At 50.8% G+C, this 15827-nt stretch carries 13 protein-coding genes; 9 read left to right on the top strand and 4 right to left on the bottom strand.

Annotated elements, in window-relative coordinates:
- Positions 1 to 816 (top strand): formyltransferase family protein (locus Q0294_RS17100; RefSeq protein WP_299467880.1); only part of this gene is annotated, 816 nt, incomplete at its 5' end.
- Between the two features lie 18 nt (positions 817 to 834).
- Here the strand turns inward: Q0294_RS17100 and Q0294_RS17095 are convergent.
- Positions 835 to 1524, bottom strand: a complete 690-nt coding sequence (locus Q0294_RS17095) for a uracil-DNA glycosylase (RefSeq protein WP_299467878.1) — start codon at positions 1522 to 1524, stop codon at positions 835 to 837.
- 292 nt (positions 1525 to 1816) lie between these two features.
- Here Q0294_RS17095 and Q0294_RS17090 point away from each other — a divergent pair, with 292 nt between their 5' ends.
- Positions 1817 to 2290 carry a hypothetical protein gene (locus Q0294_RS17090; RefSeq protein ID WP_299467876.1) on the top strand — a complete coding sequence of 158 codons (474 nt, stop codon included), beginning with the start codon at positions 1817 to 1819 and terminating at the stop codon, positions 2288 to 2290.
- Positions 2291 to 2326: 36 nt separating this feature from the next.
- Here the strand turns inward: Q0294_RS17090 and Q0294_RS17085 are convergent, their stop codons facing one another.
- The gene (locus tag Q0294_RS17085; RefSeq protein WP_299467874.1) at positions 2327 to 4051 is read right to left on the bottom strand and encodes an SMP-30/gluconolactonase/LRE family protein; all 1725 of its coding nucleotides are present in this window, start codon (positions 4049 to 4051) and stop codon (positions 2327 to 2329) included.
- Positions 4052 to 4111: 60 nt separating this feature from the next.
- Positions 4112 to 4954, bottom strand: coding sequence for a hypothetical protein (locus tag Q0294_RS17080; RefSeq protein WP_299467872.1), 843 nt, complete (start codon positions 4952 to 4954; stop codon positions 4112 to 4114).
- Between the two features lie 179 nt (positions 4955 to 5133).
- Between Q0294_RS17080 and Q0294_RS17075 the strand changes: the two genes are divergently transcribed.
- From Q0294_RS17075 to Q0294_RS17055, 5 genes are all read left to right on the top strand, one after another.
- Positions 5134 to 5676 (top strand): NUDIX hydrolase, encoded by a 543-nt coding sequence (locus Q0294_RS17075; protein ID WP_299467870.1) that lies wholly within the window; start codon positions 5134 to 5136, stop codon positions 5674 to 5676.
- A 111-nt stretch (positions 5677 to 5787) separates the two neighbouring features.
- Entirely contained in the window at positions 5788 to 6903 is a 1116-nt protein-coding gene (locus Q0294_RS17070; RefSeq protein ID WP_299467884.1) for an aminotransferase class I/II-fold pyridoxal phosphate-dependent enzyme, read from the top strand.
- 161 nt (positions 6904 to 7064) lie between these two features.
- The gene (locus Q0294_RS17065) at positions 7065 to 8729 is read left to right on the top strand and encodes a serine/threonine-protein kinase (protein WP_299467868.1); all 1665 of its coding nucleotides are present in this window, start codon (positions 7065 to 7067) and stop codon (positions 8727 to 8729) included.
- A 214-nt stretch (positions 8730 to 8943) separates the two neighbouring features.
- The gene (locus Q0294_RS17060; RefSeq protein WP_299467866.1) at positions 8944 to 10668 is read left to right on the top strand and encodes a SpoIIE family protein phosphatase; all 1725 of its coding nucleotides are present in this window, start codon (positions 8944 to 8946) and stop codon (positions 10666 to 10668) included.
- 59 nt (positions 10669 to 10727) lie between these two features.
- Positions 10728 to 12728: a helicase C-terminal domain-containing protein gene (locus tag Q0294_RS17055; RefSeq protein WP_366917988.1), complete on the top strand. Its 2001-nt coding sequence runs from the start codon at positions 10728 to 10730 to the stop codon at positions 12726 to 12728.
- Between the two features lie 73 nt (positions 12729 to 12801).
- On the opposite strand, the gene Q0294_RS17050 is transcribed toward Q0294_RS17055, so the two are convergent.
- Positions 12802 to 13212, bottom strand: a complete 411-nt coding sequence (locus Q0294_RS17050) for a hypothetical protein (RefSeq protein ID WP_299467862.1) — start codon at positions 13210 to 13212, stop codon at positions 12802 to 12804.
- A 402-nt stretch (positions 13213 to 13614) separates the two neighbouring features.
- Between Q0294_RS17050 and Q0294_RS17045 the strand changes: the two genes are divergently transcribed.
- The gene (locus tag Q0294_RS17045; RefSeq protein WP_299467860.1) at positions 13615 to 14754 is read left to right on the top strand and encodes a serine/threonine-protein kinase; all 1140 of its coding nucleotides are present in this window, start codon (positions 13615 to 13617) and stop codon (positions 14752 to 14754) included.
- A 185-nt stretch (positions 14755 to 14939) separates the two neighbouring features.
- Positions 14940 to 15827: SGNH/GDSL hydrolase family protein (locus Q0294_RS17040; RefSeq protein ID WP_299467882.1), on the top strand; the 888-nt coding region annotated here is incomplete at its 3' end.

Below are 15827 nucleotides of genomic sequence, written 5' to 3'. Positions count from 1 at the left end.
ACCACAGACAATGTCACCGGCGTGGGGGCGAACATTCATGAAATTCAGATGTATGACCACGACTCGGAACGTCTGTTTGCGATGTTCCTGCGGATCGACTGGCCAACTGAGGTGGAACCGATTTCCGTTCTGAGAGAACGGATCATGCAGATCGGCACGCAAAAGGGGCTGACGCTGCGCGTCTGGGCGCGGGACGAACACGAACGGCCTCCCCGGGTCGCGATTTGTACGACTTATCGCAGCGAACCAGCTGAAGCCGTACTGAATGCCATCAAGGCCGGTTTGATCAAGGCAGAGCCTGCTGTGATTCTTGGTAACCGGGACCGCTGTGAATCTCTGGCAAAAAAACACGCTCTCGATTTTCATAATATCGGCGATGAACGCGGAAACCCCGATCATTCCCGGATGGTGGAACTGTTCGACTCTTATGATGTCGATTATGTACTGCTCGCCCGTTATATGCGCGTGCTGCCTCCGGGTATCTGCTGGAGTTTTGCGGGGGGGAGAATTATCAACCTGCATCATGGACTGCTCCCGTCTTATCCGGGGTTTCAGCCTTATGAAGATGCTTTCAGCCATCATATGCTGACGTTTGGCGCCACCATTCACTTTATTATTCCCGAACTCGACGCCGGCAATCAGATCATTCACCAGAATGCCTTTACTGTCTCGCCGGGCACGTCATTAAAGGAAATCAAACGCATCGGCGAAACCGAACATGAACCCGAGTGTCTGGTCGAAGGGGTCCGCCGGGTCATCGATCGCGAAGTGGAACTGCACTTTCATCGCGTTGTCGGTATTGAGAAAACAAACTGAAATTGCCGTCTCCACGTCTCAGGTTTCTGCTGCCAGCTTAGCTTTGACCAGCTCAAAAACCGCGTCAAACATCGGTTCGGTTAAGCGTCCGGTGAAGGTGTTCTGCTGGCTGGGATGATAACTGCCCACCAGCCAATGCCCGCCTGGGAAGCGAAACGTGGCGCCATGCGAGAAAGCAGGGCGTTTGCCGATTTGTTCTCCCTGGCGTTTTTTGAAATCCAGTACCGATTTCCAGCCGATCTGTCCCAGCGCCAGGAATACTTTGACGGGCAACTGTTCCACCGTCTGTTCCAGCCAGACATGGCAGTGTTCAATTTCTTCGCGGGTCGGTTTATTCTCCGGTGGCGCACAATGACAGGTCGCTGTGATGGCACAGTTTCGCAGTTCTAATCCGTCTGAAATACTCTCGGCGGCCGGCTGGCTGGCAAATCCGGCTTTATGCAAGGCCCGATATAGCCAGTCTCCACTGCGGTCGCCGGTAAACATTCTGCCGGTTCTGTTGGCACCGTGGGCGGCGGGGGCCAGGCCCACAATCAGCAGTTTCGCACGTGGATCTCCAAAATTCGGAACCGGTTTGCCCCAATACTCCCAATCCAGAAAAGACTTTCGTTTTTCCCCGGCAATCTTCTGACAGTGGGCCAGTAATCGCTCACATTTCGTACAGCCAATAATGTTCTGATTGAGTTGATTCCATTGCGATTTCGGCATGAGATCCTCTTGATTACAGGTGCATTCCCGGGAATCTGCCGGGCTGTGCCTGTTATAATGATTAGTCCGGCTGAGCCAGTTAATTGCAACTTATCTGGACTATCAATACCAGCAAACAGGCGATGCCGTCAAACCGGACTCTATATTTAAGAGGACCATTTTAAAATACAGGCTTGAAAATGCGCCTGATGTCTCTTTACGATGGAAGCCAGATCTGCTGAGCCCCGGCCGGTTCCGGAGCAGAGTCTGTGAACCATTTACAGCGTTTGAGCCCCTTTCAGGAAAAGCGATTGTGTCGAAACTACAACTTCCTCTGATGTCACTGGTCGCTGCGATCCCTGGCGCCTATTTGACCTATCTGCTGGTGATGGCGTTTCTGAATCACGCAGAAGCCATGTCAACCAGCTTACTTGGCGTGGCAGGACTGACGCTTTTGCTAAGCGGCTTTCTGGCGATCATGCCCCTCGGTGCCTTAATCCTCGGACCCAAAGGAGCCTCGAAGAAAAAAGGCAAAGGTAAGGATCAGCCTGAAGTGAATGCAGAAGAAGAGGACGAAATGGTCTCTGATTCGGCTGCAGAACTTTCTGATGAATTCAGCGATGGCGAAATCGGTGTCGATGATGACGAACTGGCATCAGGAGATGAACTCGACTTTGATGACGCCGATGAATTCAGCGACAGCGAAATCAGTGGTGAAATCGAAGAGGAAGAATATGATTTCAGCGACGAATACGAATTTGATGACGAGGAGGAAGAGGACAAGTAACGGGCCATTGTCCTCTTCCCTACTCGTGCATTCTGATTATTTCAGATGTTCCTGAAAAAACTGATCCATGTCTTCGACCATGTCGTTAAACCAGGGAAGCTGATTCCAGCAACCATGTTTGCCTTTGGGATAAACTTTGACACCGGTTTTGACGCCCAGTGATTTCAGTTTTTCACGCGAAGGCTCATTTCGTTCCGGAAGATCAAATTCTCCCACCATAAACAGAAGTGGTGGTGTCTGTTTGGAGAGATGCAGGTACGCATCACTGAGTTGATACAACTCGGGATCTTCATCAATGGTTTTTCCCAGCCAGAGATTCGAGTTGGACTTCTCGGGATTTTTTCGCGAGCGTTCAGCGACAGAGCCGGAAGCCATCTGCATCGGGCCGGCCATGACGATCGCTGCCTGCAGCGCAGCAGACTGATCCGAGTGGCCTGCGTCTCCCTGCAACTGTTTGACATGTGGTGCCGACGCCATCAATCCTACCAGATGTCCGCCGGCAGAACCTCCCACGGCACCGATGTGCTGCGGATCGACGTTGAACTGTTTTGCTTCGCCCCGCAAAAATCGGACGGCAGCGTTGCAGTCCTGAATACCTGCCGGAAATTTCGCTTCATAACCGAGACGGTAGCCCACAGCCATGGTGACATAACCGCGTTCACACAGGGCAATCGCCAGTGCGCGGAATTTCGCTTTGTCGCCGTTCAGCCAGCCTCCTCCATGTACGACCACCACTGCGGGAAAAGGACCTTTGCCTGTGTTGGGGACAAAAATATCAGCCAGCAACTTGCGAGGTCCTGCTTCACCGTAGACCACATTCAAATGTGGAGTCACTGTTTGCGGCACGGTCGTTGAAGGACGTTGTGTATTGGAACTCGTTGTGGGTTCCGAAGAGGGTTCCGGAACACAGCCGTACGCATTCATCCGCTGGCGGTACAGGCCGCCAAAACCGGTAATGTATAAAGAACGCAGGTCCTGATCACCAAAGGCGCAGTTAATCGGACGTGTGGGCGTATTGATCTTCGCCAGCAGTTTGCCTGCTGGATTCCAGATCCAGATATCAGCCGGGCCTGCACAATAAACATTGCCGGCGCGGTCGACTGTCATGCCGTCGGCGCCTTTGTCCGGACCGTCATCCATTTTGGCAAACAGGCGGCCGTTTTCAGCGACACCCGGTTTGGTGACCGTATAAGCCCAGATCTCTTTTGGGACATAAGCGGCCACGTACAGGGTTTTGCCATCGGGGGACAGGATCAGCCCGTTGGGGGTTTTGATGTCTTTGACCGCGACGGTCTGCTTGCCTTCAGGAGAAATCCAGATCACTTCACCCTGTCCGGTGAGCGTGTAGAAGATGCCCCCCTGTTGATCGACGACCAGATCATTGGGTCTGCGAGGAGGTTTGGCGTCTGCAGGCTGGCCGGCGATCGGGTTTTTCTGTTTGCCGTTCAGCACACTGATCTGACTTTCGCCATTATCTGAAAGAAATAGTTTACCGTGACTGAAATAACTGGCGCTGATGCGTCCGGCGTCATCGAGGAACACCTGCACTTTGTTTGTTTTGGGGTTATAGCGATAGAGCTTGCCCCCTTTCACGTCGGGGAAATAGAGATTTCCTCCACCGTCCCAGGCCGGGCCGTCTGCCAGTCCGAATTCGGTGGCGATGGTTTCCAGGGGAGAAGAGGTATCGACAATCGAATCAGCGGCGGCGCTGATCTGGTTCACTAGCACAAGCGAGAAAAGCAAGAGGGCGAGCGGTTTCATAAATGGTTCCTGTAAACTGAGACAATGATGAAAAATCAGTCATATTCACGTGGTAGCCTATTATTGCCGGACGAGGCGGATTTGTCGCACGTCCATCACGGCATTCCTGGCTTTTTGTATTGGTTTCACCTGGAGTGTCAATACGCCGGTTTGATCGAGCTGCACTTTGCCGATGTGCCGTTCTTTAAAATTCTGAAAATGTCCCGTGTCTTCTACGGTAAAATCCAATTTTTGATTAACGACGGACAGTTGGACTTCACTCCCACCCTGACCTTTTCCACAACCCTGCAGCAGATACACGTCAAAGACGCCGGGCGTTTTCAGATTCAGTTTCCATTCGCACCAGTCTTTTTCATTGGCCCAATAGCCGACGGTGTTTTTATGAGGCTGCGGCTCGTACCGCAGCAATTCACCATGGACGATCGCGTCTTTGGCATCCAGAATCAGTTGCTGCTCCGCATTTTCCTGAATGACATGCGGTTTGACTGGCAGATACGGCGGTTCTTTGAATTCGACGATCACCGACGCTGGCAGCGGTAGTTCTGTTTTGGGGAGCTGAATTTCCCATTCCGCAATGCCCGGTTTCAGTGTCAGCGGTTTTTTCTTTGTGTCATGCGCGAAATAGATCGCTTGAATGCGATTATTCATCCGCGGGACCAGAATGCCGTGTTGGGGAACGGATTTTGAAATATCGAGCTTCAGTCCCTGCGGCAGTGCCGTGATGGTTCCCCACTCTTTTTGAATCGGAAACGATTTTTTGTCGGCCTCTGTCGGGGAATTCGTTTCTGCTTTGAGTTCACAACTATAGAAAAAACTAATCACTGCCCCTACAATCAGCAGCAGAGCATGAGCGGGGCGATGATTTCCGGAATTTCGAGCGAACCTCAATGGCAAGATATGCATCAAACAGACGCCTCTCTGATGAAAATGAAAATTGAGGGGAGTGAAATCTCAATCCATTCTTAATGATCTGAATCTTGAGTTCAATCGATAAGAGCGTGAATGAAGAGGTTCTCCCCAAGAAATTGCGGTATCTGAATTTGGTAACCAACTCGGAAATCACAGGCAGCAGAAAGACATTCATGAGCGACGCAGACCCGGCAGCCGATCAGACGATAGCAGAGACCCGCTTCTTGAAATTGATCAAACGCGGGCGCTGGGAATTCGTCCAACGTGTGAACACGACCGGGGTCGTCTGCCTGTTTCCGCTCACGACGGATCAACGTGTGATTCTGGTTGAGCAGTTTCGCCCGCCCGTGAATGCACCGGTGATCGAATTTCCGGCGGGACTGGCCGGCGATATCGCAGGCCAGGAAGAGGAAGCATTAGAAACAGCCGCAGCCAGAGAACTCGAAGAAGAAACCGGCTATCAGGCCCAAACCATGATTTCTCTGGGTTCAACGGTTTCATCTGCCGGGCTGACGGATGAAGCGGTTCATTTTTTTCTCGCGCTGGATCTGAAAAAAGTCGCGGCCGGCGGTGGCGATGCATCGGAAAATATTATCGTACACGCTGTACCCTTCGCAGAAATCGAACCGTGGCTGCAGGCGGCAAAAGAACGAGGCTGCCTCTTGGATGCGCGGATTTATGCCGGTCTTTATTTTTTATCGAAACACATTCCTTAAAACCCGACAGTCGGTTCCCGCTTGTGTTGGCAAGCCGGGTTAGAATAAAATCAGCCAGACATTATCGACCTCGAATTTTATCAGCCTTTTCAGAAAAAGAACGTGAATCATATGAGTGAAGAATGGATTGCCGACCGCATGCACCTGATTGATGCCTCTGGAATTCGAAAAGTATTCGACCTGGCGGCCAATATGAAAAATCCGATCAATCTCAGCATCGGGCAGCCCCACTTTGATACGCCGGAGCCCATCAAAGACGCCTTATGCCAGGCGGTCCGAGATGGTAAAAATGCTTACAGCCAGACTCAGGGAATCGCGCCGCTGATTGAAAAGATTCAATCCCGCATCGATGCAGAGTATCACCATGATGACCGTCAGGTTTTTATTTCCAGCGGAACCAGCGGTGCGTTGATGCTGGTCTTGAACGCACTCATTAATCCCGGCGATGAAGTGATTGTTTTCGATCCTTATTTTGTGATGTATACTCATCTGACGAAAGTTGTCGGCGGCAAACTGGTGTTTGTGGAAACTTATCCTGATTTCTCCATTGATATTGAAAAAGTCCGTGCTGCGATCACCGACCGTACGAAATTGATTCTATTCAACAGCCCCAGCAATCCGACGGGCCATGTCGCCAGTGAAGAGGAAACTCGTGCGCTGGCAGAACTGGCTGCGGAAAAAAATATCGCACTGGTCAGCGATGAAATCTATCGCGCATTCTGCTACGACGCGCCGTTTGTCAGTCCGGCTGTCTTCAATGAAAACGTAATCGTGATCGACGGGTTCAGCAAATCACACTCGATGACGGGACATCGTCTCGGTTTTGTGCATGGTCCGCAGAGTGTGATTCAGCAGATGATCAAGCTGCAGCAATACACGTTTGTCTGTGCGCCGCATCCGGTGCAATGGGCCGGTCTGGCTGCGCTGGATTATGATATTTCAGATCGCGTGGAAGAATATCGGCAAAAACGCAATCTGATGCGGGACCGCCTGGGGGATAAATTCGAAATCACTGGTGCGCAGGGCGCTTTTTATATGTTCCTCAAAACGCCGTGGGGAACCGGCACCGAATTTTGTACCGAGGCGATTAAGAACAATCTGCTGATCATACCCGGTAATGTGTTCAGTAGTCAGGATACGCATTTTCGCATTTCCTATGCTCAGGAAAATCCGGTTCTGGAACAGGGGGCCGAAATCCTGAATCGTCTGGCAGACCGTAAAATGTGAAAAATCGGCCGTAAAACAACTGAAGATCCTCGCTGCCGCCAGTTTTTTAAGACAAATAAAAACTTACTCTATACCTGACAGGGTATCACCTCTATTATGGAGAGTGTGTACTGCTCTGTAGCAGGCATTAAACGACTTACGATATTGCCAGACAACGACTTATGCCATCTGACAAACCGCAGAAAAAAATCAGCAAGGTCTCGGCGGGAACGACCGGTGAAAGTTCCTCGCCACCTCCGATTCAGGGGGGAGGATCCCGCACACAGCAGACTTCGGGCATTGATGATTCCGATTCACTGCAGGATACGATTTATCGAGCCAGCGATTCCTCTCGTCCGCGCCATAAAACGGAATCCGTCAATCTGGTGGGCCGGCAGTTGGGTGACTTCAAGATCCTGAGAAAACTGGGGCAGGGAGGGATGGCGACTGTTTATCTGGCCGAACAGGTCTCGCTCAAACGGGAAGCCGCCATCAAAGTGCTGCACGATGAATTGCTGAACGATGAGACGCATCTCAAACGTTTTGAACGTGAAGCAAAAGCGGCCGCCGGTCTGACCCATCCCAACATCGTTCAGGTTTATATGACGGGCGAATTTGAGGGGACCCATTATATTGCGCAGGAATACGTGCGGGGTGTCAATCTCAGAGAACATCTCGCTCGCTATGCGCCCCCCGATTGCACGCTGATTCTGCGGATCATGCGTCAGGTCACTGCTGCTTTAAACGCAGCCTCGGAAAAAGGAATCGTGCATCGCGATATCAAACCCGAAAACATCATGATCACCTCCCGGAAACTGATCAAGGTGGCCGATTTTGGTCTGGCACAAATTGGCCAGTCTGAAGAGCGTGTCAATCTGACTCAGGTCGGCACCACGATGGGCACTCCCTTGTATATGAGTCCGGAGCAGGTTAATGGCCGAGCACTCGACCAGCGCAGTGACATCTATTCGCTGGGGGTAACCTGTTATCATCTGATCTCGGGGCGTCCCCCTTTTCATGGGGAAACAGCGCTGTCGATAGCCATCAAACATCTGAATGAGTCGGCACCTCCGCTGAAATCACGCCGACCGGATCTGCCCGAAGAACTTTGCGCGCTCGTCCATCGCATGATGGAAAAAGATCCGAATAAACGACCTGCAGACGCGACCGAGCTCATGCAGGAAATTAAAAAAATTCCGGAACACACTTCCGGCAGCCAGCTGCGAAACTGGAAAGCCCTGGTTCCCCTGCAAGACAACCGCGGATTCCGGAAACAACTCTTCGTGTTTCTGATTGCGTCACTCTGTTTAGGCAGTGTGGCGGCTGCCATCGGCTGGGTGAACCGCCCCGGAGATCCTTTCAAAGCGCCTTTTGTGGGGCAGGTTAACGGTGCGTCTGGCGCAAATTTAATACCTCATGAAAAATCGGCGATGGCACAATTCTTTTTAGCAATGCGGCTGAAGGATGAAGACGCCTGGAAGGCAGTCATCGATTATAAACCTGAAAGTGAGGTTTACAAAACGCGCGCACAGATACGCTTAGGAGAGTTATTGCTCAACACAGATCGACTTGACGAAGCAAAAGCGATTTTTCAGGAACTGTCAGCCTCCGGTCAAACTGAAATTAAGGTAAACGGGTATGCGGGTTTGATGGCCCTTGAAAGTATCAACGGGAATGCGTCCGATTCTCAGAAAATCTGGGAATTGCATGTGTGGGAAGATTTGAATGAACTTGATGCTGGAATGATCGACTATGTCCTGCTGGCACTTGAAAATAACCAGATTGAGCTGAAAGATAAGGTCAATAACGAGGACCATATTCGCAGGCTTTCCAGTCTCTCAGAATAATGGAGCGAGATCACCTGGTCCCTGATTTCTCGGGCAGATCTGAAGAGAATCAGAGTTTGTCTTGATAATCTTCCGAGGTCCTGTTTGCTTGAGAGATGTCTTTTTCAGAGCATTGGACTATAATATTTCGAGATTCGGTTTGATTTCAACGGCGTGAGATCTACCAGAATCGTTCCTGTTTATCAGTCACATTTCAGTATAGTCGGGCACAGCGGTGGCGATTTTACAAATTTTAAAAGGGAAAGTTCCCGAACAGATCATCGAGTTGAGTGGTGAGCGTGTCATTATGGGCCGTCACCCCAATTGCGAGATCGTGCTGGATAACGTTGCGGTCAGTCGCTATCACGCGCAGATCCTGGAAAGTCATGGCTTTTATTATCTGGAAGATCTTCACAGCCGTAACGGAACGTTCCTGAATGGAACCGTTATCGAAGGCAGGACGGAACTGCACGAGAACGATACGATCAGCATTTGTGATATTCAGATGCAGTTTTTACTGGGCTACCAGGATTCCCCTGATTTTATCGACTCGGCGATTCAACAGACGATGGAAGTCAGTCATCGCTCTTTAAAAAAAGAGGCCCGCTCGCTGGCCATTGATGGCAGCTCCAGTGAGGGGGTGCTGGATGGCTCATCGATTATCAGTCAGCTCGATTTAAACACCAGCAGCAGCTTACGCATCAGCGTGAAACCGGAAGTCAAGTTGCACGCGGTGCTGGAAATCAGTCAGGTTCTGAGTCGTGCGTTAAAACTCGACGAGGTTCTCCCTCGCATTCTGGATGGCCTGTTCAAAATTTATGCACAGGCGGACCAGGGCTTCATCATGCTGCAAAGCCCGGAACGCAAAAAGCTGGTGGTCAAAGCCACCAAGGCAAGACGGGCAGAAGATGAAGACTCCATCCGGATCAGCACGACGATAGTACGTCAGGCGATTATGAGTGGGGCCGCGATCCTGAGTGCCGACGCGGTTGAGGATGATCGATTTAAAATGAGCGAGAGCATCACCTCACTCAGAATTCGTTCGATGATGTGTGTCCCGCTGGTCTCTCAGGGGGGCGACATTCTGGGAGTCATTCAAATTGCAACCCGTGATATCGGACAGCAGTTTGACAAGGACGATCTGGATGTACTGGTCGCGATTGCTCAGCAGGCAAGTCTGGCTGTGGAAAATGCCAAGCTGCATGAAGATCTGGTCAAACAGCGGGATATCGAGCGCGATCTGGAATTTGCCCATCAGATTCAGCTGGGATTGCTGCCGCACAGCCGGCCGAAGCTCAAGGAATATGAGTTCTTTGATTACTATGAATCGGCCCAGAGTGTCGGTGGTGATTATTTCGACTACATTGACCTTCCGAATGGAAAGCTGGTCGTCACATTAGGTGATGTGGCCGGCAAAGGGGTCCCGGCGGCAATTCTGATGGCGCGGCTGTATGCCTCGGCACGGTATCAGGTCCTTTCGAAGTCCTCGGCAGATAAAGCTCTGGCAGAGTTGAATACGGAAATTGCTTCCAGCGGGATCGGCCTGCGGTTCATCACCTTTGTGCTGGCGGTTCTCGATCCCAAAAAGCACACGGTCTCAATCGTCAATGCCGGTCATATGGCGCCCCTGTTGAGAAAAAGTTCAGACGGAAGTGTGGAACCTGTCGCACAGGACAAATCGGGAATGCCTCTGGGGGTTTTAAAAGACCAGACGTTCCATGTCGAAACGATTTCACTGGATAAAGGGGACACGCTGGTGTTGTACACGGATGGGGTCACCGAAGCCATGGATCAGGCCAGCAACCTTTACCATCGGAACCGTCTGACAAAATATATCAAGTCGGGTCCGGAAGAAGTTGAGCCGCTCGTGAAAGGCATTCTGTCTGATGTGGATGCGTTCCGACAGGGGGCGATGCAAACAGACGACGTCTGTGTTGTCAGCTTTCGGCGGAAAAAATAAGCAATCTTGCAGAGCCCATTATCAAGCATGGTTGGTTCTGATTTGTTTCAACTTATCAGGTGAGGCTCACATTGACTACGGATGTAATTTCAATTCTCGGAAACGATGGCAAGGTGGCCCGCAGGCTCGAAAAATACGAGCATCGTCCCGAGCAACTGGAAATGGCTGAAGCGGTAGCGCACGCCATCGAACAGAAAAGACATCTGCTGGTGGAAGCCGGTACGGGGGTCGGCAAAAGTTTCGCTTATCTGGTCCCTGCGATTTTAGCGACCTGTAAACAAAACGAAACCCGTTCCGGAAAAGACCGTAAACGGTTGATCGTTTCCACGAATACGATCAGCCTGCAGGAACAGTTAATTACGCGGGATATTCCTTTTTTGAATGCCGTTCTGCCCGTCGAGTTTTCAGCGGTGCTGGTGAAAGGCCGCTCCAACTACATGAGCCGGCGCCGCATGAAAGGGACCGTCGATCGCGCGGGCAGTATCTTTTCCCGTGAAGATGAATTACAGCAACTCGATCAGATCGTGCAATGGTCCCGCAAGACGACTGACGGCAGCCGTTCCGATCTGGAATTTCGACCGATTCCAAAAATCTGGGACGAAATTCAGAGCGAACACGGTAACTGTCTGGGAAAACGTTGTGCGACCTACAATGAGTGTTTCTATTACCGGGCGCGAAGACGTGTCTGGAACGCGGATGTGCTGGTCGTCAATCACGCATTGTTTTTTTCTGATCTGGCATTACGCCGTGACGGGAGCAGTATCCTGCCCGATTATGACACGGTCATACTGGATGAAGCGCACACGATTGAAGGGGTGGCAGGGGATCACCTTGGTCTGTCCATCACGAACAGCCAGTTCGATTATCTGTTCAGCAAGCTGTATAACGACAGAACTCAAAAAGGACTGTTGCTGCATCACAATCTGATCGCCTGTCAGCAGCACGTGACGCGGCTGCGGTTTATGGTCGAGGATTTATTTGATCATTTACTCGAATGGCAATCCAGTCAGGGGCTTTCCAATCGACGCATCAGGCAAAAACCGCCGATAGAGAATCTGGTCACTCAGGAAATGAAGCTGCTGGCGGCGCAGATATCCGAATACGCTTTCTCACTGAAAAACGAGGAAGAAAAGATCGAACTGCAGGCAGCCGCCGAACGCAGTTCTGCTTTGGGCGACGCCTTGAACAGCTGGCTGACCCAACAGGCGGAGGGAGATTCGGTTTACTGGGTTGAAGTTTCTCAGGGCCGGAATCAGCGCGTGAAAATGGTGAATGCCCCGGTGGATGTCGGGCCGGTTCTGAGGGACGAACTGTTCAATCAGGCCAATACCGTGATTCTGACCAGCGCCACGCTGGCGGTAGGCAATCAGGATTTCAGTTTTATGCGATCACGGCTCGGATTAACGCAGTGCGACGAATTGAAACTGGGCAGTCCTTTTAATTATCAGGAACAGGTCCGGCTGATCCTGCCGGAATCGATGCCGGACCCCGGTGATGCGCCGGCGGCGTATGAGGCGGCGGTGGCTGAGAAATTAAAACTGTATATCGAACAGACAGACGGGCACGCCTTTGCGCTGTTTACGAGTTATAAGATGATGACCCAGTGTGCGGATCGAATCAGCGGCTGGCTGCAGGAACAGAATCTGGCCTTGTATCTGCAAGGCGAAGGTTTACCGAGATCACTGATGCTCGAGCGCTTTCGCAACAATCCACGGGGCGTGCTGTTCGGGACCGACAGTTTCTGGCAGGGCATCGATGTTCCCGGTGATGCACTCACCAATGTGATCATTACCAAACTCCCTTTCAGCGTTCCCGATCATCCGCTGCTGGAAGCCAGGGTCGAAGCCATTCGCAGCAGAGGCGGGAATCCGTTTATGGACTACCAGATTCCCGAAGCGATTATCAAACTCAAGCAGGGCTTCGGTCGACTGATTCGTTCTGCCAGCGATCGCGGACAGGTAGTGATCCTCGATCCACGGGTGCGCACCAAACGTTACGGTCAGATCTTTCTGGACAGCCTGCCCGACTGCACGGTGATTATTGATAAGCAGGATGACTGAATTTCAAAGTGAAAGTCACATCGAATCAGACTGATCCATTCGTCCTGTATTTTGTCGCAACATTGACGTGAATTCAATCCGAGCCGAAAATGATATCGCTGCTGCAAAAAGAGCCACCAAAATTGTTTGCCAGTGTGACCACCTGATCCATGCCACCCAGAAACAGATTGCGGCTTAAATCGGTCAGGGGATGCAAAAATAAAGACCAGAGCACACCGTCACCAATGGCATAACGTGCATCCAGAGAGCGATCGAAGTTGGCTTCCATCACGTCCCACAAATCGTCTTCTTCCAGATCGTCCTCTTTAATAATGGGGGTCATTATGCGCACGCGGTCATGTTCTTCATCAACGATCAGAAACAGAACGCGTTTGCCGTACTCGATTTTCCAGCACCCTTCTCCTGTTTCCAGAAGTGTGCTTACCTCATCAATTAACTGAGAGATCGATTGCGCGTTCAACGCCATTTTTATTGTCGCAATCATTGTCCTGCTCCTTGAACAAATAGCCCAACCTGTTGAAATAACGGAACGGTTTTAGTCACAAGCAAACCGAACCTGAGTTCCTGTCAGTTGTCCAGACTCTTACTTTCCGGATGTCTGCCCTACTGTTGTGAATGAAATCTGTTACCATTCGTCGATCAGGGCCGATTCCAGACTTCCTCTAACTCCCATTGTTTAGCAGTTGCCTCCAAAAAAGCAACATTTTTTTTGATACGTAATAGATTTCTGTTTTTATCGATATTAAATCCTGGATTACGGACTAAAATTACTCAATTAAATCATCTCTGTTTTTCAGTCAGATCAGGGCTGAGAAACACAGGCTTTTATTTTCATCGCTCGCTCGGATTTCCTTTGACCAGACAAGACGCTTCACAACCTGACTCCATGTCAGAATTGAACAGACATTACCAGGAACTGCTCAACAACGATCTTCTGCAGTGGACGAATCAGCGTACTTTTTCGCGCTGCCTGGGAATCGGCGGGCAAGGAGTTGTTTATCTGAGTGCGCGTGAAGGCGCGGATGGTTTCAATATTCCCGTAGCCCTCAAATTATTTTCCCCGAAACGTTATGACAGCAGCGCCGTCTATCAAGCCGAGATGGCACGGCTGGCACAGGTGGCTGCAAGGGTTGCCCGCGTTCAGGAAAATCATCTGGTTGCGATTCAGAACTTCGTGACACGTAATCACATCTATATCATGGAAATGGAATGGATCGATGGATACGACTTGCGCAGTCTGCTCACGCCGGCGACATTCAAACAGATTCGCGAGCAGGTGACCTCACGCCGCTGGCGAAACATCAATAACAATGTTTTCACGAAAGGCGTGCAGCAGCCGCGTTTGAAACCGGGAATTGCCGTTGCCATTCTACGCGAATGTCTGGCAGCACTCGCTGCATTACACCGAAACGAGATTATCCACTGCGATATGAAACCGGCCAACATCATGTTGAAACGCAGCGGGAATGCGAAGATTATTGATATTGGTTCCGCCATTGATTTAAATAACCTGCCTTGCAATCAGCCCTGCACGCCGACTTATGCCGCACCCGAAGTTTTGTCGGGAGGACGGGCGACACCGCAGTCCGATCTGGCCAGTCTCGGATATATTCTGATTGAAGTCATCACCGGTTTTCAGCCGTTTGCCAATTTGAAATATGCCCAGTTGATCAAAGCAAAACAAAATATCCTGCAACAGCTCCCGCAATGGTTTCCCGCGGAAGAATTTGCATTAAGCGAACCGTTAATGAAACTGATTCACCGGCTTGTACATCCCGATCCCGCTCAACGATTTCAAAGTGCAGAAGCAGCCGATCTGTCAGAAGACGGCGCCGCCGATTTCCATCGCCTGCTTGTCAAAAGCGACCTGCCCAGTGATTATGAAAACGAGTTACGACGGTGGATCGAAGAAGTCGAAACCGATTATTTCGATGAGGGGCATTTTTCCTCAGATCCGGATACCACCGTGTTCACGACTGAGTATCTGAATCAGCAATCGCAGAATGATTCCGCTTTAGAATTCTGATTCATTCTGAATTCCGGCGATATCTTTACAAAGTTCATTAAATAGACTGCTGAGCATCTGATTTCGATCCGCTTTTCATGCCCTTTTTTCATAATCCTGATTTGCTGTTCCCCTCAAAGCCTGTTATTTTAACGTAGAAACAGTATTACCTACTCAAAACCAGCTTCAGAGGTCCTTCCGTGAAAATGCGTCTCACCTTATTTCTGCTTCTGTTTGTGTTCTGTCCCTTACAATATGCTTCTGCAGACCCACCCGCGTTCGAATTGAAATCGGGGGACCGGATTATTTTTCTGGGGAATACGCTGATCGAGCGGGCGCAAAAGTTCGGGAGTTGGGAAAGTGTCTTCCTGCGAAGTTTTCCCGAGGCGAAGCTGTCATTCCGCAATCTGGGCTGGAGTGCCGACACTGTCTGGGCGGAATCACGCGGCATTTTTGATCCACCGGCCGCCGGTTATCAGCGGATGCTCACACAGATCAAAGATCTGAAACCGAACGTGATTCTACTGGGCTACGGCGGTAACGAAGCGTTTGCCGGCCAACAGGGTTTAGCCGCGTTTCAGAATCAACTGGATCAACTGCTCGCCGATCTCAAGCCCACCGGTGCCAAAATCATTATTGTCTCTCCGCATCGGTACGAAAATGCGGGGCAGCCGCTGCCTGATCCCGCGACACATAACCGGGACCTGCAGCTTTATTCCGAACTGTTGAAAGAAACAGCGGCAGCGGGCAATCATTATTACGTCGATCTGTATAACCAGTTGATTCCCGAGCCCGCAGGCACACCGCAGCTCAAGCTTACCACCAACAGTATTCATCTCACGGAAGCCGGTTATCAGAAAGCTGCAGCTGTGATTGCCGCTGATCTCGGCTTACATCCCGTGACGTTATCTCCCTCGGTCGAACAGGAAGTACGACAGTTAACCTTCGAAAAAAATCGCGAGTATTTTTATAACTGGCGACCGCAGAATATCACCTATCTACTGGGCTTCCGCAAACACGAGCAAGGCCAGAACGCCAAAGAGCTGCCCCAGTTCATTCCGCTGATTGAAGAAAAAGAGGCGACTATCCATCGC

The sequence above is a fragment of the uncultured Gimesia sp. genome (genome assembly GCF_937919775.1).
GTDB lineage: Bacteria > Planctomycetota > Planctomycetia > Planctomycetales > Planctomycetaceae > Gimesia.
Note: the sequence above shows the minus strand (reverse complement) of the source record. Positions and strands in the feature narration are given on the sequence as shown.